Origin of the sequence: Paenibacillus tundrae (assembly GCF_030812775.1) — a bacterium.
GTDB classification, from domain to species: domain Bacteria; phylum Bacillota; class Bacilli; order Paenibacillales; family Paenibacillaceae; genus Paenibacillus; species Paenibacillus tundrae_A.
In genome coordinates, this window is sequence record NZ_JAUSTI010000007.1 from 20,385 (window position 1) to 37,592 (window position 17,208).

16 protein-coding genes and 4 pseudogenes are annotated in these 17,208 nt (G+C 41.3%); 19 read left to right on the forward strand and 1 reads right to left on the reverse strand.

From position 1 onward, the window contains the following. Positions 1-159 precede the first annotated feature (159 nt). The 9 genes and pseudogenes from J2T19_RS13710 to J2T19_RS13750 all read left to right on the forward strand — a co-directional run. A complete protein-coding gene (locus J2T19_RS13710; protein ID WP_307216582.1) occupies positions 160-1,692 on the forward strand; it encodes an extracellular solute-binding protein in 1,533 nt (510 codons plus the stop codon). A gap of 30 nt (positions 1,693-1,722) precedes the next feature. Next, a complete protein-coding gene (locus J2T19_RS13715; RefSeq protein ID WP_307216584.1) occupies positions 1,723-3,165 on the forward strand; it encodes a glycosyl hydrolase 53 family protein in 1,443 nt (480 codons plus the stop codon). A 103-nt stretch (positions 3,166-3,268) separates the two neighbouring features. Next, positions 3,269-4,231 (forward strand): glycoside hydrolase family 43 protein, encoded by a 963-nt coding sequence (locus J2T19_RS13720; protein ID WP_307216586.1) that lies wholly within the window; start codon positions 3,269-3,271, stop codon positions 4,229-4,231. Between the two features lie 42 nt (positions 4,232-4,273). After that, entirely contained in the window at positions 4,274-4,669 is a 396-nt protein-coding gene (locus J2T19_RS13725) for a family 43 glycosylhydrolase (protein ID WP_307216588.1), read from the forward strand. A 43-nt stretch (positions 4,670-4,712) separates the two neighbouring features. Beyond that, the gene (locus tag J2T19_RS13730; RefSeq protein ID WP_307216590.1) at positions 4,713-5,642 is read left to right on the forward strand and encodes a glycoside hydrolase family 43 protein; all 930 of its coding nucleotides are present in this window, start codon (positions 4,713-4,715) and stop codon (positions 5,640-5,642) included. Positions 5,643-5,930: 288 nt separating this feature from the next. Continuing rightward, positions 5,931-7,844 carry a family 43 glycosylhydrolase gene (locus J2T19_RS13735; RefSeq protein WP_307216592.1) on the forward strand — a complete coding sequence of 638 codons (1,914 nt, stop codon included), beginning with the start codon at positions 5,931-5,933 and terminating at the stop codon, positions 7,842-7,844. A gap of 1,227 nt (positions 7,845-9,071) precedes the next feature. Beyond that, on the forward strand, positions 9,072-10,295 hold the full coding sequence (locus J2T19_RS13740; protein ID WP_370874876.1) for a glycine C-acetyltransferase: 1,224 nt from the start codon (positions 9,072-9,074) through the stop codon (positions 10,293-10,295). 37 nt (positions 10,296-10,332) lie between these two features. Beyond that, positions 10,333-11,328, forward strand: coding sequence for an NAD-dependent epimerase/dehydratase family protein (locus J2T19_RS13745; protein WP_307216595.1), 996 nt, complete (start codon positions 10,333-10,335; stop codon positions 11,326-11,328). A gap of 127 nt (positions 11,329-11,455) precedes the next feature. Then, positions 11,456-11,548: pseudogene (locus J2T19_RS13750) on the forward strand (helix-turn-helix domain-containing protein); the annotation flags it as partial. A 92-nt stretch (positions 11,549-11,640) separates the two neighbouring features. Here the strand turns inward: J2T19_RS13750 and J2T19_RS13755 are convergent. Further along, complete coding sequence (locus J2T19_RS13755) at positions 11,641-12,180, reverse strand: cupin domain-containing protein (protein ID WP_370874877.1); 540 nt, start codon at positions 12,178-12,180, stop codon at positions 11,641-11,643. Between the two features lie 235 nt (positions 12,181-12,415). Here J2T19_RS13755 and J2T19_RS13760 point away from each other — a divergent pair, with 235 nt between their 5' ends. From J2T19_RS13760 to J2T19_RS13800, 10 genes and pseudogenes are all read left to right on the forward strand, one after another. After that, positions 12,416-12,562 carry an FAD-binding protein gene (locus tag J2T19_RS13760; protein ID WP_307216599.1) on the forward strand — a complete coding sequence of 49 codons (147 nt, stop codon included), beginning with the start codon at positions 12,416-12,418 and terminating at the stop codon, positions 12,560-12,562. Then, positions 12,513-12,926, forward strand: coding sequence for an NAD(P)-binding domain-containing protein (locus tag J2T19_RS28150; protein ID WP_370874884.1), 414 nt, complete (start codon positions 12,513-12,515; stop codon positions 12,924-12,926). Before J2T19_RS13760 ends, J2T19_RS28150 begins: the two co-directional genes overlap by 50 nt. After that, complete coding sequence (locus J2T19_RS13765) at positions 12,863-13,294, forward strand: NAD(P)/FAD-dependent oxidoreductase (RefSeq protein ID WP_307217114.1); 432 nt, start codon at positions 12,863-12,865, stop codon at positions 13,292-13,294. The genes J2T19_RS28150 and J2T19_RS13765 overlap by 64 nt, the downstream gene beginning before the upstream one ends. Positions 13,295-13,346: 52 nt before the next feature. Further along, on the forward strand, positions 13,347-13,676 hold the full coding sequence (locus tag J2T19_RS13770) for an NAD(P)-binding protein (protein ID WP_370874885.1): 330 nt from the start codon (positions 13,347-13,349) through the stop codon (positions 13,674-13,676). Continuing rightward, positions 13,640-13,888, forward strand: a pseudogene (locus J2T19_RS13775) (glutamate synthase); the annotation flags it as partial. The gene J2T19_RS13770 and the pseudogene J2T19_RS13775, both read left to right, overlap by 37 nt. Before the next feature lie 145 nt (positions 13,889-14,033). Further along, the gene (locus J2T19_RS13780; RefSeq protein ID WP_307216604.1) at positions 14,034-14,360 is read left to right on the forward strand and encodes an ArsR/SmtB family transcription factor; all 327 of its coding nucleotides are present in this window, start codon (positions 14,034-14,036) and stop codon (positions 14,358-14,360) included. A 71-nt stretch (positions 14,361-14,431) separates the two neighbouring features. Continuing rightward, positions 14,432-15,727 (forward strand): arsenic transporter, encoded by a 1,296-nt coding sequence (locus tag J2T19_RS13785; protein WP_307216606.1) that lies wholly within the window; start codon positions 14,432-14,434, stop codon positions 15,725-15,727. Positions 15,728-15,765: 38 nt separating this feature from the next. Next, complete coding sequence (gene arsC, locus J2T19_RS13790; protein ID WP_307216608.1) at positions 15,766-16,185, forward strand: arsenate reductase (thioredoxin); 420 nt, start codon at positions 15,766-15,768, stop codon at positions 16,183-16,185. A gap of 56 nt (positions 16,186-16,241) precedes the next feature. Then, positions 16,242-16,609 (forward strand): annotated as a pseudogene (gene arsD / locus J2T19_RS13795) (arsenite efflux transporter metallochaperone ArsD). Positions 16,610-16,655: 46 nt separating this feature from the next. Next, a pseudogene (locus tag J2T19_RS13800) lies at positions 16,656-17,189 on the forward strand (TRC40/GET3/ArsA family transport-energizing ATPase). Positions 17,190-17,208 lie beyond the last annotated feature (19 nt).

The following is a 17,208-nucleotide window of genomic DNA, read 5'->3' on the forward strand; positions in this document are numbered from 1 at the left end:
ATCTATTATACATAAGATATTCAAAGATAATCAGAGGATTATCAGATTGTATAGAAAACGCTTACATCTTATGATTGATTTGTACTTTCGAATAGGGATAATATGTTTCACTTCAATGTTTATCCCAAAACACTTGATTTCAGGGGAGGCAACAGAAACATGAGATTAACAAGAAAATACTTAGTCATGATTACGGCAATGGCATTATTGCTTACGGTCGTACTAAGTGGCTGCTCATCAGGAGGCAACAAAGAATCATCATCAAGTTCTGCTGTAGGAGATAACTCTTCTGCACCCGTGCAATTAAAAATGATTATGTTAGGACCAAAACCTGTTGATTATGAAAAAGTTTATACTGAACTAAATCAAAAGTTAAAAGAAAAAATCAACACAACCGTCAGTGTTGAGTTCTTGGATTGGTCAGACTGGGCACAGAAGTATCCCCTTAAATTTGCTGCTAATGAGGATTTTGACTTAATTTATACAGCGAACTGGGCTTTCTATACCAATCAGGCTACGATGGGCGGTTTTTTAGAATTAACAGACGAAATGCTGGAAAAGTATGCTCCTCAGACATGGGAGAACATGCCTAAGGTCAGCTGGGATCAGGCAAAAATTGAAGGCAAACTCTACATGGTTCCCAACAATCATGTGGAAGTGACCGATGGATTCACCTTGATTCGCGAAGATCTCCGGAAAAAGAACAATTTGCCGGAAGTTAATAGTTTAGATACGCTGGCGATTTATTTAAAAACGATTGCTAAGAACGAGCAAGGAATTGTTCCCTTCAATGCTTCTGCCAGCGGTGAAATGTGGAATTCTTGGGATAACCAGACTTTGATGCAAAAAAACGATTGGCATCTTATCGATCCTCGCTTACCTCTTGCGTTTAAACTAGATGACTTGAGCGGAAAGTTATTTAATGTCGTAGAAACGCCTGAATACAAAGAGACTCTCAAGTACTATAAGGATCTAGCAGACAACGGAGTTTGGCCGAGAAATATTGTGAATAATAAAATTGATGGATGGCAGGAAATGAAGGCTGGAAAAGTAGCGGCAAGTAATCACAACGTATTGACACTAGGTGCACAGATCGCTGAAGCCAAACAAGAGAAGAGAGATATGGAGCTTAAGATTGTTGATATTACACCAAACAGCAAGGTGAATGCAGCAATCTCAACACAAAACGGAACAGCTATTCATTCTACGTCAAAAAATCCTGAACGTGCTTTAATGCTCATTGATTTATTACAAAACGATAAGGAAATTCATGACCTTGTCATGTACGGCATTGCTGGAGAGCATTATATTCCTGAGGGTGAAGACAAATATTCGGCAGGGCCAAGCTCCTCTCAATATCCTGGATACTCCGTATGGGGCTGGAACTCGCATCTCAATCGTGACAATGTGAACACACCTCAAGAAGCCTTGGATATCATCGCGGCAAGTCAAACCAAGTTATATCATTATCCGCTGGAAAGTTTCGTTTTGGTTGATACAAAGGTGAAAAATGAGATTGCAAATATCGGTAATGTGATGATGAGATATAATCTTCCATTGGAATATGGCATCATTAATGATTTGAATAAGGGTCAGCAAGATTTGCTTAACCAGCTTAAAGCAGCTGGAATTGATAAAGTTAAGGAAGAACTTCAGTCACAGATTGACAACTTTTTAGCTGGGAATTCCTAAGTACAAAATAATAAGATTATAGGAGGAACTATGAAAAAATTCATGGCTAAGATTAGTGCAGTGACGTTAATTGTTGCATTATTTTTCTCACTATTTCAACCTAACTCTATTCATGCAGAAACAGAGGATCGTACGTTTGCTTATGGAGCAGATATTAGCATATTGCCATTACTTGAAGCACAAGGAGATAAATTCTTCTATAAAGATGGTACGGAAGGCGATCTGATTGATATTCTCCAAGAAGAATTCGGAATTAACGCTGTTCGCATTCGAACGTGGGTGAATCCAAACGATGTTGATCGTTATGCAGATCAAGAAGGGAGTATTGCATTAGCTAAGCGTGCGCATGCTAAAGGCATGGAAATTATGATTGATTTTCATTATGGGGATACATGGAATAGTGTAGGGGGTCAAGTGGCGCCCGTTGCTTGGCAAGGTTTAAGTTATGAAGATATGAAGACCACGTTGTACGATTATACGTTTAATTATATGACTGCACTAACTAATGAGGGGATTATTCCTAAATGGGTTCAGATCGGCAATGAAACAAACTCTGGTATCGTTGGATGGCAAGGTAGTCTCAGAAATCCAGTCCAGATGGTGGGATTATTTAACGCAGGATATGATGCTGTGAAAGCGGTCTCTCCATCAAGTGTTGCCATGATACATTTAGCAGGACCGCAACGGGATCTGGAATCTTTTCTTGATCCATTCTTCAATAATGGTGGAAAAACTGATTTAATAGGATTTTCTTCTTACGCTGGTGTTAACGATATTCAATTCGTAGGAGAGAGAGCTGAATATTTGCATAATAAGTACAATAAGCCAGTAATGATGGCTGAAGTGGGTGGAAGATGGGATCGAGGTACTCAAACTAAACGAGCGATTGATAGTTGGATCAATTTGATGAAACGTATCGGGGGCAATGATTCCGGGGTGTTCTATTGGGCTCCAGAAACTTTACCTCCTGGGCCAGAAGGCGGCTACGATATGGGAGCAAGAGATACCAATGGACAGTGGACACCAGCTATGGACGCGTTTCGAGATGCAAGCGGAGCTGGCCGTGAAATCAAGCGAATTGAATCGTATAATTTTCCTGGAAGGTTTCTAAGACACGCGAACTTCCAAGCACGAATTGATCAAAATGTATCACCTCTAGACGATTCAAAATTCAAGATTGTACCAGGGCTCGCAGGTGGGGGAACAATTTCATTTGAATCAACCAATTTCCCCGGGTATTACTTAAAGCATAGTAATTATCAACTTGTGTTAGTAGAATCAGATGGGACGACTGCGTTTAACCGCGATGCTTCGTTCATGAGAGTTCCTGGACTTGCTGATCCAGCTCTTGCTTCATACCAATCTTATAATGTTCCAGATCGATATGTAAGGCATTCCAACTATCAATTGAGAATTGATTCTATTAACGATACAACTTCAAAGGCAGATGCAACATTTAGAGAAGTTCAGTAAAAGGTTTATCCCAAATAAAACAAATTATACTAAAAAATCAGCGTCTGTTATAGGCGCTGATTTTGTGTCATGTGTAATGAATAGAATTTGAAGGGGGATAAACATGAGTTCAAATGTATCATTGTATGGTTATGTTTTTGCTCATTTTATTGGGGATCAGGAAGATGGTGAGCAGGTTTATTTTGCTTTGAGCAAAGATGGCCTGCACTGGCAAGACCTGAATCAAAACCAACCTGTTCTCCGCTCGGATATAGGGGAAAAAGGGGTTCGTGATCCTTTTTTACTTCGTGGCGTCGACCATAACTTGTTTTATTTAATCGCTACTGATCTTAGTATCTATCATCGCGGTGGTTGGGAAGGATCACAGCCAACTGTTAATGGCAGTCATGCATTGCTGATTTGGGAGTCAACGGATCTAGTGAACTGGTCGGAACCTCGAAGTGTTGAAGTTGCACCTAGAGAGGCTGGCTGTGTTTGGGCACCCGAAGCCATCTATGATGAAGAAGAAGGGAACTACTTAGTCTTTTGGGCTTCCAGCGTATTATCAGAAGACAATCAGCCCGAAGGCATGCATATCTATGCCAGCAGGACGGAAGATTTCCGTACATTTACACAGGCAGAACTATATATTACGAGAGGTAAACAGGGGACAATCATTGATACAAGTATCATTAGAGCAGATGATATGTACTATCGGGCATCTGGAGACGGACATATTACGATTGAATCCAGCAAACGTTTAAATGGAGATTGGGAGCATATTTCTACACTTGATTCCTTGGGGCTTGGGTTGACTGGGAGTGATGTGGAAGGGCCTGCATTCTTTAAATTCAATAACGAGGCAAAGTGGGGGTTGTTTGTAGATCAATATAGTAGCAATGGGGGATATCTACCTATTCTCACAACTCAGATTGGGGATACTTCCGGTGAAAGTTGGCAGAAATTAACCCCCGAACAATATTCTTTTGGATCGTTAAAGAAACGGCATGGGAGCGTATTACCAATTACAAAAGGAGAATATGATACTATTCTTGCAAAATGGGGCACAGTAAATGAAATCTACTAACGATAATATGGCTGGGATCGAAACGGTGACATCTCCTCGGGGGTGTCGGAGGGAGCCTTTGTTATTAAAAATGACGATAAGCTATATATGGCTTTCTCTGGATCAGGTGTAGGGCCAAATTATTCAGTTGGGTTGCTAGAACTGAGTGCATCAGACAACCCACTAAATCCAAATGCTTGGATTAAGTATAACTATCCAGTTATGCATTCTTTAAGCCAGCCCGGAGAATATGGACCTGGACATAATATGTTTGTACAGGACAAACATGGAGACTGGTTTAACGTATATCATGCGTGCGGGATACAAGGTGGACATCGCCACGCTAGTATGAAGCCTGTTCATTTTAGATTTGACGGTAGTCCTACTCTTGATATGCGGAACGAGGAAGACTTATCGCCAGATATCAAAAGTGTGACCTTGGACGTTGTCGTAGATTAAATAGAATCCTGTGTTAAAAATAGATAAAGGTGGTTTTATTAAAATGGCTTATTTATTCGTTCATTTCAGAGAAAAAACGACACCGGATGGTGAACAGGTCTATTTTGGGCTTAGCAAAGACGGATTACAATGGGAGTCTGTGAATGATGGAAAGCCAATATTATGGAGTAATCAAGGGGAACAAGGCGTACGTGATCATACTATTGTCCGAACTAAAGATGGAAAATTTTTTATTATATCTACCGATTTAAGTCTGGCCAATTGCTTCCACAGCAAATATGAACGAGATTGGAATAACATCTCTCGTAATGGGAGCAAGTGCTTATCTATGTGGGAATCGGATGATCTTGTTTATTGGTCCGAGCAGCGTATGGTTGAACTGGGTGATGAGGATTTTGGTTGTTTGTGGGCACCAGATGTACTGTATGACGAGAAACGTAAGGACTACATAATCCATTGGTCTTCGTCTCATGCCTCCAATAATTATGGGGATAAGGCTATCTATTACACTCGGACAAAGGATTTTGTTCAATTTGATAAAGCACAATTGCTCTGCAGAAAGGATGGAAGCGGCATTATTGATTCTGCCATCTATGAAGAAGACGGATCATATTATCGATTCTTGAAGAGCGAAGCCAATCCGGAAGGTATCATTCTACAGGAAGGCAACACCATTACTGGAACATATCGAACCAATCAAAAGTTTGAAGAGGAAATGAAGAAACTTGGACACGGTGCATATGAAGGGCCTACTGCATTTCAACTTGAGAGTGGGAAATGGTGCCTTTTACTAGATTATTTTGGAGTTCCTGGGGAAGGTCAAGGATATGTCCCCTTTCTCTCAGACAATCTGAAAGATGGGCGATTTATTCGTAGTGAAGAGCATTTCAGCTTTCCGTATCGATTTAAGCATGGTACGGTTATCGCTATTACAAAAGAAGAGTATGACCGTATTAAAAATCACTACGTTTAAAGTACCTTACTTTGATTTAGTGAAAATAATGGTTGTCAAGAATCTGGCAACCTTTTAATAGTATTAAGCTTGGTAAAGTTTTTTTCTGCTATTTGCATCATAACTCCTCTTCCATTTGAACCATCAGTCAACTGCGTTTCAATTTCATTAAGGTTGAGATATAAAATTGTGTTGGACATGTGATTTCGGGACAATGAATTGGATTAAAGAGAATACACTGGTATGGAAAATCCGTGAGGCGATATCTAAAAAATTATTATTCTACTAAATGGAGGAGCGATCAATTAGATGACTCTAAAAACGCAAGTTTCAGTAACTTTAGATGAAGATTATGCTGAACTATTGGTATATACCCAAGGTAGTGGTATGGACGAAAATTTTATCTCTGGAGAACGTGATTCTGCACTTTGTGCTGCAGTGCGTATTATCGGTGAGGATAAATATAGTTTACTAAATAACGGTAAGCCAATTCATTATCCCACAAGTAGTTATGCAGTTGTGCCGGTAGGATCAGGAATATTAAAAAATCCGTACTTGTTTCGTAAATCCGATGGATCTTATGGCTTGATTGCCGGTAATAATAATAAAGGGAGCAAAGCCTACCTATTTGATTCAGAAGATTTAATCACATTTCAGAATGAGCGCTTACTATCGCTGAATGAAGCAAGTATCTCTGTACAGGATCCTTTTGCTTTGTATGACGAAAAGATTGATGCTTATCGTATTCGGTGGACAGATGATAAAGGTATATATTATGAAACAGTTACTGATTTGAAACGAATTTTTTCTGTTTCGGAAATTGAGGTTCTTAATAGACCAGTGTTAGAAGGTGGTTCCTTACCAATAGTGTCGGGACTCGTTTCAAACTTAAAATTGACTAAAACAGAATATGAGCGGGTATCCAGGCATTATTCAAGGGTTATCAATATCGGGGTAGAAACAATCCCTCCACTAACGATTCAGTCTAGATGTTCTGTTCAGCCTCCAAATAAAATAAAAGCTCTGTACAGTGATGGTTCTTTCAAGTATTTGGGTGTACAGTGGGAAAATGAAGATTTACTTGCAGTTAGAACTTATAGCAAAGGAACATATAAAATTAAAGGGACGGTTGAACAGATACGTTACCCAGACCCATTTATTAAGTATAGAGCCGATCCGCATATTACAAAAAGCAATGATGGGTACTATTACTTCACGGCTAGTTATCCTATTAATGGTGACCAAGATCTCGAGGGATATGATCGCATTGTACTTCGTCGTTCCCAAACATTGGAGGGGTTAGCAGGAACAGTTGAATTAAATGGTATGGCAGAGCCTGGTGTACATGAGATAGTTATTTGGGATGAGAAGCATTCAACTTCAAATGGACGTTATATTTGGGCTCCTGAGATTCATCAAATCAATGGAAACTGGTTTATATTCTTTACAGCAAGCACAAGTAAAAATAATTTATGGGCACTACATCCTGCGGTAATTGCTTGTAAAGGCGATGGTGACCCCTTTAAAAAGGAAAACTGGGATACTGAGGCACATTTTAATATACCGTATACAGGAGATAATATTGCTTTCAATTCGTTCTCACTTGACATGACTTATTTCGAAAGTGGAGGACAGCATTACGTTGCTTGGGCACAATATGTTGAGGCTGGTCCCTCCTCCATTCTAATTGCAACAATTAATCCAGAACAGCCTTGGATTCTAACTAGCAAGTCAGTTATACTTTCAGAGCCTTCTTATGCATGGGAGAAGGCCACAGACGGAAATGGTATGATAAATGAAGGTCCATCCGTTATTAAACGAGATGGTACTGTGTACCTTGCTTTCTCAGCCTCTTCTGTTAATTGGTCATATTGTATTGGGGTTTTATCTATAAGCGAAGGAGAAAATCTATTGGAAGTAGAGAATTGGGTAAAGATAAATTATCCGGTACTTGAAACAAACGATTTAGATAATCAAAATGGGCCAGGGCACAACTCATTTACAGTTGATAAATTCGGAAATCCTATCATCGTATATCATGCAAGAACTCCTGGTGAAAAAGAAGGATCAGGGAATGGTGGATTAGGAGATCCAGGGAGACATGCCCGCATTAAACCGGTACATTTTACTGAGGATGGTAGTTTGGTATTTAGTATGACACCAGAAGAAGAGCTGAACCCAATGTTTAAAGATATTTATTTAGACCTGATAGTTAAGGATTAGGTGAAAAAAAGCGTATTCTGTGATTGTTGAAATGTTATATCAAAATGAAATGAACCAGCAACTCAAGTTAACAGATCCAACTGATTTGGTAACGCTAATACAGGAATAGTGGACGAAAATATGTAGTCATTTCAAACGAAGAGAATATATGAAGCAGCACTATAGGACGGCAAATGCTTTCCTATTTGTGTTTTTTCTGAAAGGGCATTGTATCAGCAAGCTGCAATATGTACTTCAAATTAATTAGATGGTATAGAAACAAAATCGTGACATTTTGATTAAGAAAGAATCTAAAATGATCAAATTATTTTCATTAGCGTCATTTAAGTTGTTTGGTGATTTAGTTCGTTTTGCTATCAAATCCAAATATGTTTGGGTGTTATGGTTGGGTCTTTTTTATTTTAGATTCTATGTTGAGGGTTGGAGTGTACGAACAATTCATCCCGTTATTTCTCTTCTTTTACATGTTTACATTTTATTATGGATGTGTCATGTACATTGTCTATTTAGTAAAGAGATTTAGGAGAAAGTATCATTCAGAAAAAAGAAGAAAAACTATTTCATGAGAGCCATTCGATCAATGTTATGGTACTAGTTTATACTGGGAAAATAACCACTCGTACTGATCTTTGTAAATCATATGAAGTATTTTAATAAGTTGCTTTAAACAACCAGGTGTACTCTTAAGACAAACAGATGATTAATTTAAAGCACACTGAACTGATCAAATCAGAAGCAGTGTGCTATAGATCATATTCGAACGATGAAAAAGGTGTAAATCTAACACAATTTAGACGAATGAATTTATTGTCGAGGGACAAGAACATATTCCCATTGAAGTCGCTATTTTAGCGGTTTTTTTATTTTATCGGTACAAGTTCTTGTCCCGAGCGAAGGACAAGAACTTGTACTGATTATAGGAATGGTAATAACTTGTTCCCACTACCGATTAGACAGATATCTAAGTGGTGAGGCGAGCATAACTTCGGCAAGCATTCCCATACGACTCATCTCATTGCGTTGGGCACGGTACCGAATAGCAAAAGATATAAACAAAAATTTAATAGCGATTGCTTCCGGGATGGGGGAATAATCACGATGTATATTTGCCTATTTTTTGGTTTTTTTGTCCTCCATATGTGTACAAATAATAAAAAAGATGCTACATTGAATTTAGTATAAACCCCTTTGTAACAAGGTTTTCTTGAAGAATAGAATGTCTCCTGTATGAGGACAAACGTATATCGAGGAGGTAATCAAGTGTCAAGTCAAGTATTGAACCAATTTTTAAGTTCGAACATCGAAGATCTAAAGAATAAAGGGCTATATAACTTCATCGACACACTGCAGGGTGCAAATGGTCCTGTTATTCGTATGGACGGAAAGTCCCTAATCAATTTGTCTTCTAATAACTATTTGGGCTTGGCAACAGATTACCGCCTGATTGATGCTTCAGTTAAGGCGGCGCAGATATACGGGGCAGGGGCAGGGGCTGTAAGAACAATTAATGGTACGATGGAACTTCACATTGAGCTTGAAGAAAAACTGGCTCGTTTCAAAAAAACCGAAGCCGTTATCGTGTATCAATCGGGATTTAACTGTAATATGGCTGCTATATCCGCGGTAATGGATCAGCATGATGCGATTTTATCCGATGAGCTGAACCACGCTTCAATTATTGATGGCTGTCGCCTGTCGAGAGCCAAGGTGATTCGTTTTAAGCATTCGGATATGAATGATTTAAGACAGCAGGCGAAAAAGGCCAAGGAATCAGGTCAGTACCACAAAATTATGGTCATCACCGACGGGGTTTTCTCCATGGATGGTGATATAGCAAAACTGCCCGAAATCGTGAAAGTAGCAGAAGAATTCGATCTGATTACTTATGTCGATGATGCCCACGGTTCGGGCGTTCTCGGAGCAGGAGCGGGAACCGTGAAACATTTTGATTTGTCCGACCGCATTGACTTTCAAATTGGTACTCTTTCCAAGGCGATCGGCGTTGTCGGTGGATATGTGGCCGGTAAAAAACAATTGATCGAATGGTTGAAGCTGAGAAGCCGTCCGTTTCTGTTCTCGACATCTCTACCTCCGGCTGCAATCGCTTCTTGTAGCGCTTCTATCGACATTTTGATGAATGACAAAGAGCTGATTGATAAGCTGTGGGAGAATAGCAATCATTTGAAAGATCACTTGAGCCGGCTTGGATACGATGTAGGCCAAAGTGAAACTCCGATCACACCTTGTATTATTGGCGATGAAGTAACCACTCAACAGTTCAGCAAACGGCTCTATGAAGAAGGCGTTTATGCCAAGGCAATCGTATTTCCTACGGTTCCGAAAGGAACTGGAAGAATACGCAACATGCCGACAGCTGCCCATACTAAGGAGATGCTCGACCAGGTGATTTCTGTTTATGAGAAAGTTGGCAAGGAAATGAAGCTGATTTAGCTGCATCCGCGGGAGTACATTTCGGGAGGAATGTCTTATGAACAAGATCTTGGTAACCGGAGCACTGGGTCAAATCGGTTCTGAGTTAGTTGTTAAATTACGTGAAATTTATGGTGTGGATCACGTCGTTGCTACGGATCTCAGGTCATCAGCCCACGAAATTACCCGATCAGGACCATTCGAGTTACTGGACGTGACGAATGATAAGGCAATGTTCGAAATCGCCAAGAGGTACGAAGTTGATACCATCATCCATTTGGCTGCGCTGTTGTCGGCTACGGCAGAGGAGAAACCCCTGTTTGCCTGGAATTTGAATATGGGCGGATTGATGAATGCACTTGAAATATCCAGAGAGCTCGGTTGCCAATTGTTCACTCCAAGCTCCATTGGATCTTTTGGCCCAACGACTCCAAAATATAATACCCCGCAGGATACGATCCAGAGACCCAATACGATGTACGGCGTGAACAAAGTGTCCGGCGAACTGCTTTGTGATTATTATTTTCACAAGTACGGCCTGGATACTAGGGGGTTGAGATTCCCAGGTTTGATATCTTACATGACACCTCCCGGCGGAGGAACGACGGATTACGCGGTGGAAATTTATTACGCAGCCGTGACGGCTGGCCGGTATACATCTTATATTGCCAAAGACTCAAACATGGACATGATGTATATGCCGGATGCCCTGGACGCTATCATCGATTTAATGGAAGCGGATTCTTTCCGGTTGATGCACCGAAACTCATTTAATGTCACAGCAATGAGCGTGGATCCGGAGGCGATCGCTGCAGCAATTCGGGAGGAGTCTCCCGGCTTTATCCTAGATTACGACGTTGATCCGAAGAGACAGGCGATAGCCGATAGCTGGCCGCATTCCATTGATGCGACGGCAGCAAAAACAGAGTGGGGATTTCATGCCCGCTACGACTTGAAGGCCATGACGAAGGATATGCTTTCAAAGTTAAGTGAGAGACAATGTAAAAATACAAATGAATCTGCATCAAGAGGAGGTTGGGCGTTACCCGGATAAAATGAAGGGAAGAACAACGTCAATCTTCAAATTGGGGATAATAACATTGTGTCATTTCGGGTAAGTAATTATTGGCGTACAGAAATGAGCATTATGCCTGGGGCTCTCGAACGGGAATTCACAACTGAAGATGTATGAAAGTAAAGAGTACAGTCTTGCTGAGATTCGTGAAGAAACAGGTATTAGCAAAACAACCCTGTATCGATACCTCGATAAATAATTAAATTAAGAAATAGCCTGATTTTTCTCAACACGAATGAAGAGAAATCAGGCTTTTGTATTAAAATTTGTATTTCATTAGAATACGATCAACTAACTTTCAGAAGACATGGCAATGGCTTTTGTTTCATGAACTGTCCCATAAGGATGCTCAGGCGGCGCATAGATCACATAAACTTTAAGTGGTATACTGCCTGTGTTGGTGATATTGTGCCATTTTCCTGCAGGCACCATAACAGCATAGTCCTCACAGGCCATCGTTTGAAAATTCAATTTGTCTTTCTCGTCTCCCATTTGCACAAGTCCCTGACCTTCTTCAATCCGTATGAATTGATCGGTTGTCGGGTGGACTTCCAGACCGATATCTTCGCCAACAGGGATACTCATCAGAGTCACTTGAAAATACTTTCCTGTCCATAGAGCCGTACGATAATTTTGATTATACTTTGTGGCTTGATCCATATTGATTACAAGTGGTTGTTGTCCATAATCTCTTATTTCTATATTTCCACCAGGGTGACTAAGGTTCACATTTCCATGATAGCACGGAGTGGAGATCCCCAGTCCGTTGTTATTCCGGATGTTAGGCAATGGATTATGCCATTGATTTCGATTTGATAATTTATGGTACATAGTCATTCTCCTTCTTTGGTGAAATATATACTCACACTCTATGCATCCGCCTAAATAAAGGTATACAACATTTGCAATAGTGGGCATAAGCCTACATGAAAACTTACAGGGTGGCTTTTGAGAAGAGATAACTAGTCACCAAATGATAATACTTGCAATTTGCAAATAAATATACTAAATGAGTACATACCTTGTAAGAATGAATCACTCTAATTATATTTGAAGGAGATGTGTTATGAAACCTATCTGGGATGTCATTGTTATTGGTGGAGGTCAGGCAGGACTTGCTTCCGGTTATCATTTAAAAAAGCAAGGGCTGTCTTTTTTTGATTTTGGAGGCAGGAGGAGAAGCGGTAGGAGCATGGCCACAGTATTACGATAATTTGAAGTTATTCTCACCTACCAAGTACTCTTCTCTGCCTGGGCTTTCGATAGATTCTCCAGGGGATCAATACCCTCATCGTGATGAAGTCATCCAATACTTGAAGGACTATGCTTCTCATTTTGACTTGCCTTTGGTTTATAACAACCTTGTAGATCAAGTATCCATAGAATCTGGCGTTTTTACAGTAACAACTTCAAGTGGAGAGAAATACGTGGCTCTCAATCTGATTTCGGCAACAGGATCGTTTAGCAGGCCCTATACCCCTTCGATTCCCAAACACGAAAAATTTGAGGGGAAATCTTACATTTCGCGACGTATCGAACACCGGCCCCTTTTCATAATCAATCGGTCATTGTTGTAGGGAGAGGAAATTCCGCCGTTCAAATTGCGATGGAACTATCCGAAGTAGCTGAAACAACACTTGCTGTGAGAGAACCAGTAGCACTAATCCCGCAGCGTCTCTTGAGCCAGGATATTCACTTCTGGTTTAGGTTAACGGGGATCGATTCGTTTTGGAAATTTGGCAAGTCATTTGCAAACGGTTCATCCGTTCTAGATTTGGAGGGATATAAGCAGCGGCTTAAAGCGGGAAACCCGAAACAAAAGAAAATGTTCACCGCATTTTATGACAGTGGGGTGATCTGGTTTGATGGAACACGAGAAGAGGTCCAAACCGTCATTTTCGCGACAGGATATCGCTCTAACGTTTCTTATATTGATGTCATTTGAAATGAAAAACATTGAATTCAAACAAGTCGAGTCATGTTGTGCACCTACGCTCATGGAAAAGCAGATCTCTCTTCAAGAGCCTGTACACCAAGGAGAGCTATCTCATTTACCTGTAGCCATCATTGGTGCTGGGCCTATTGGTCTGGCAGCGGCAGCACATCTGATTGAAGCTGGCCAATTCTTTATCATTTTTGAGGCGGGGAGTAAAGTAGGTGAGAATATCTCCAAGTGGGGCCATGTTCGTCTATTTTCGCCATGGCAGTATAACGTAGATAAAGCAGCAGAGAGGTTGTTGACGAAGAATGGGTGGATTGACCCATCTCCAGACGAATTACCGACGGACATGAGCTTCGTCATATGGAACAAGGGTTGTATATTATAGGTATGAAGAGTTATGGACGTGCACCTACTTTCCTGATGGCTACAGGATATGAACAGGTTCGATCCGTGGTGGCCTTTTTAGTCGTTGATCTAGAAGCCGCTTTAAAAGTAGAGCTGGATCTACCGGAGACCGGTGTATGCAGTGTCAATCGCCAGCAAGTGAAGGTGGTAGTTGAGGAAAAGGGTGATTGCAGTAATTCTTGTACCAATTGAAAATGGAAGAGATCTTACGAACACCCGAAGCATTGGTTCTAATTTGAACCAACGCTTTTAAGGTTAATTCCAATTAAACGTTGACTTCAATTTTTTTATATTATAATATAAGCATGCACTTATATTAACAGAAGGAGGAAGTGATATGGATTCTATTCAAGAAGCAGCGGATAAGATTAAATTGCTGGGCGATAAAACACGTCTTACTATACTTACACTCCTTAAAGAACGTGAATGGTGCGTGTGTGAATTTGTAGAGATTTTAGACATGTCACAACCCGGAATTAGTCAGCATTTGCGCAAGCTGAAGGATCAAGGCTTGGTTAAAGAAAATAAACGTGGTCAATGGGTATACTACTCTTTAAATGTAGAGAATACACCCTATATTAAATCTGTCTTGGAACTGATGCCGGACACGGCTACGATCCTTAAGTCCTTAAATAAAGAAAACGTTACATCCGTTTGTAATTAATTTTTATTCATTATATAAGTATATTGTTATATACAAATATAAATTAGAGGAACTGAAAGAGGGGGAGGGTTTTGTTTTCCACGCTGTTAGCCTGCATGATCTTTTTAATTACGTTAGTCCTCGTCATCTGGCAGCCTAAAAACCTGTCCATTGGTTGGTCTGCTTGCGGCGGAGCAATTCTTGCTTTACTTGTGGGTGTGGTCAATCTCCAAGACGTCTGGGATGTGACGCAAATTGTTTGGAATGCCACGCTTGCGTTTGTCGCGATCATTCTTATTTCGTTAATGCTGGATCGTATCGGCTTTTTCGAATGGGCTGCGTTACATATGGCCAAAGCTGCTCACGGCAATGGTGTCCGGATGTTTGTTTACGTCTCGATCTTGGGAGCTGTGGTTTCTGCCTTCTTTGCTAATGACGGAGGCGCACTGATTCTGACACCGATTGTTCTAGCCATGGTACGCGCACTGAACTTCGATGAGAAAAAAGTATTTCCATTCATTATCGCCAGCGGATTTATTGCGGATACGACCTCTTTGCCACTGGTTGTAAGTAACCTGGTCAACATCGTATCTGCTGATTTCTTTGGTATTACATTCATGGAGTACGTAGGAAGGATGTTTGTTCCGAATCTGTTCTCACTGGTGGCAAGTATTGGCGTACTGTATCTCTTCTTTCGAAAAAGTATTCCAAAACACTTTGATGCGAGCGAATTGAAACTACCAGCAACGGCCATTAAGGATATGAAGATGTTTCGATTGTCGTGGGTGGTCTTGGGAGTTCTGCTCATTGGGTACTTTATTAGTGAATTTATCGGAATTCCCGTATCCCTTGTGGCAGGTGTTGTCGCGATATTTTTCCTGATCATGGCTTCCCGCAGTTCTGCTGTTCCGACTACCATGGTAGTCAAGGAAGCGCCGTGGGCCATCGTATTCTTCTCCATCGGCATGTATGTCGTGGTCTATGGTCTGCGTAACGTGGGTTTGACGGATCTGCTGGCCGTAGTCATACAGGCCGTGGCGGATCAGGGATTGTTTGCTGCAACGATAGGTATGGGCTTTATTGCGGCAATTATTTCATCTCTGATGAACAATATGCCTACCGTGTTGATTGATGCGCTTGCCATTGATGCAACAACGGCTACGGGAACGGTTCGGGAGGCGCTCATCTACGCCAATATTATTGGATCAGACCTGGGTCCCAAGATTACCCCGATCGGTTCACTGGCGACACTGCTCTGGCTTCATGTGCTTAGCACGAAAGGCGTCAAAATCTCATGGGGCACTTACTTCAAGACAGGTATCATTATCACCGTTCCGACTCTGCTTATTACGCTAGTGGGTCTGTATCTGTGGTTAAGCATTCTATAAAAGCATTAATAAATTCAAACAACGAGGAGACGATGAACATGAGTAAAAAAACACTGTATTTCCTATGCACAGGCAATTCTTGCCGGAGCCAAATGGCCGAAGGCTGGGCCAAGAAATATTTGAGTGAGGACTGGAACATTTATAGTGCAGGCATTGAGGCACACGGTCTGAATCCAAAAGCAGTGGAAGCCATGAAAGAAGTTGACCTAGATATTTCTACTCAAACTTCCGATATCATTGATTCCGAGTTGTTGAACAATGCTGATTTTGTAGTTACACTGTGTGGAGACGCCGCGGATAAATGTCCAATGACACCACTACATGTGAAGCGAGAACACTGGGGATTCGATGATCCTGCCAAAGCGCAAGGTACAGATGAAGAGAAATGGGCTGTATTCCAAACGGTTCGTGACCAGATTGGGGAGCGCATTAAAACATTCGCTGAAACCGGCAAATAATACAAACTGCCGGGAGATTGTTTCCCGGCTTTTCTAATTTGGAGAGGGGTGTTGCGTTGAAAACAATGGAGATCTACGATCCTGCCATGTGTTGTTCTTCCGGCGTGTGTGGTCCGGGTGTTGATCCGGGAACTGATTCGAGCACCTGTTTTCATCCATAATTTGCAAAAGAAACCTGTTTCAGGTATCTCGTTATAACTTATCCAGTGAACCTGATGCTTTTGTGGCAAGTCCGCTCGTAGGACAACTTCTGGCTGAAAAAGGTCCTCAAGTGCTGCCGATTATTATTGTTGATGGGCAAGTCGTAAAGGAAAGTGCTTACCCAAGCAATGACGAATTTGCTCAATGGACGGGTATGACGGAAGAAGAGCTGGTGGCTAAACCGAGAACACGACTTGAATTCAACACCAAATCTAAGCTTTAGGGAAGAAGGTCCACTCAACATGTTAAACCGATTTGAACCGAAATCCATGTCGTTAATCCCTTATCTGTTATTTACCGGAAAAGGGGGCGTGGGCAAGACGTCCACGGCTTGTGCAACAGCCGTATCCCTTGCCGATTCGGGGAAGCGTGTTTTACTGGTGAGCACCGATCCGGCTTCTAACCTACAGGATGTTTTTGGTATGGAGTTCTCTAATCATCCCGTACCTGTAATCGGAATGAATAATCTAGATGCTGCCAATCTCGATCCTGAAACTGCTGCTAATGAGTACAAAGCTGAGATGGTGGGCCATACCGCGGCGTGCTTCCAGATACAGTAATTTCCACGATGGAAGAGCAATTATCTGGAGCCTGTACCTGCCTTTAATGAGTTCAGTTCCATGCTGACTAATCAAGAACTGCGAGAGCAGTATGATCATATATTGTTCGACACGGCTCCGACAGGGCACACGCTGCGTCTGTTGCAATTGCCGACCGCCTGGAGCGGATTTTTATCTGAAAGTACGCATGGGGCTTCCTGTCTGGGCCCCCTTGCCGGTCTGGAAGCGAAAAAAACACGTTAAATTATGTATTGAAGAAAAC

What these genes read in the sequence shown, in the direction of transcription:
- J2T19_RS13730 (WP_307216590.1), top strand. Translation starts at nt 4,713, where the DNA reads ATGGCTTATTTATTCGTTCATTTCAGAGAAAAAACGACACCGGATGGT.
- J2T19_RS13770 (WP_370874885.1), top strand. Translation starts at nt 13,347, where the DNA reads ATGGAAAAGCAGATCTCTCTTCAAGAGCCTGTACACCAAGGAGAGCTA.
- J2T19_RS13745 (WP_307216595.1), top strand. Translation starts at nt 10,333, where the DNA reads ATGAACAAGATCTTGGTAACCGGAGCACTGGGTCAAATCGGTTCTGAG.
- J2T19_RS13735 (WP_307216592.1), top strand. Translation starts at nt 5,931, where the DNA reads ATGACTCTAAAAACGCAAGTTTCAGTAACTTTAGATGAAGATTATGCT.
- J2T19_RS13755 (WP_370874877.1), bottom strand. Translation starts at nt 12,180, where the DNA reads ATGTACCATAAATTATCAAATCGAAATCAATGGCATAATCCATTGCCT.
- J2T19_RS13720 (WP_307216586.1), top strand. Translation starts at nt 3,269, where the DNA reads ATGAGTTCAAATGTATCATTGTATGGTTATGTTTTTGCTCATTTTATT.
- J2T19_RS13780 (WP_307216604.1), top strand. Translation starts at nt 14,034, where the DNA reads ATGGATTCTATTCAAGAAGCAGCGGATAAGATTAAATTGCTGGGCGAT.
- arsC (WP_307216608.1), top strand. Translation starts at nt 15,766, where the DNA reads ATGAGTAAAAAAACACTGTATTTCCTATGCACAGGCAATTCTTGCCGG.
- J2T19_RS13715 (WP_307216584.1), top strand. Translation starts at nt 1,723, where the DNA reads ATGAAAAAATTCATGGCTAAGATTAGTGCAGTGACGTTAATTGTTGCA.
- J2T19_RS13740 (WP_370874876.1), top strand. Translation starts at nt 9,072, where the DNA reads ATGAGGACAAACGTATATCGAGGAGGTAATCAAGTGTCAAGTCAAGTA.
- J2T19_RS13710 (WP_307216582.1), top strand. Translation starts at nt 160, where the DNA reads ATGAGATTAACAAGAAAATACTTAGTCATGATTACGGCAATGGCATTA.
- J2T19_RS13760 (WP_307216599.1), top strand. Translation starts at nt 12,416, where the DNA reads ATGAAACCTATCTGGGATGTCATTGTTATTGGTGGAGGTCAGGCAGGA.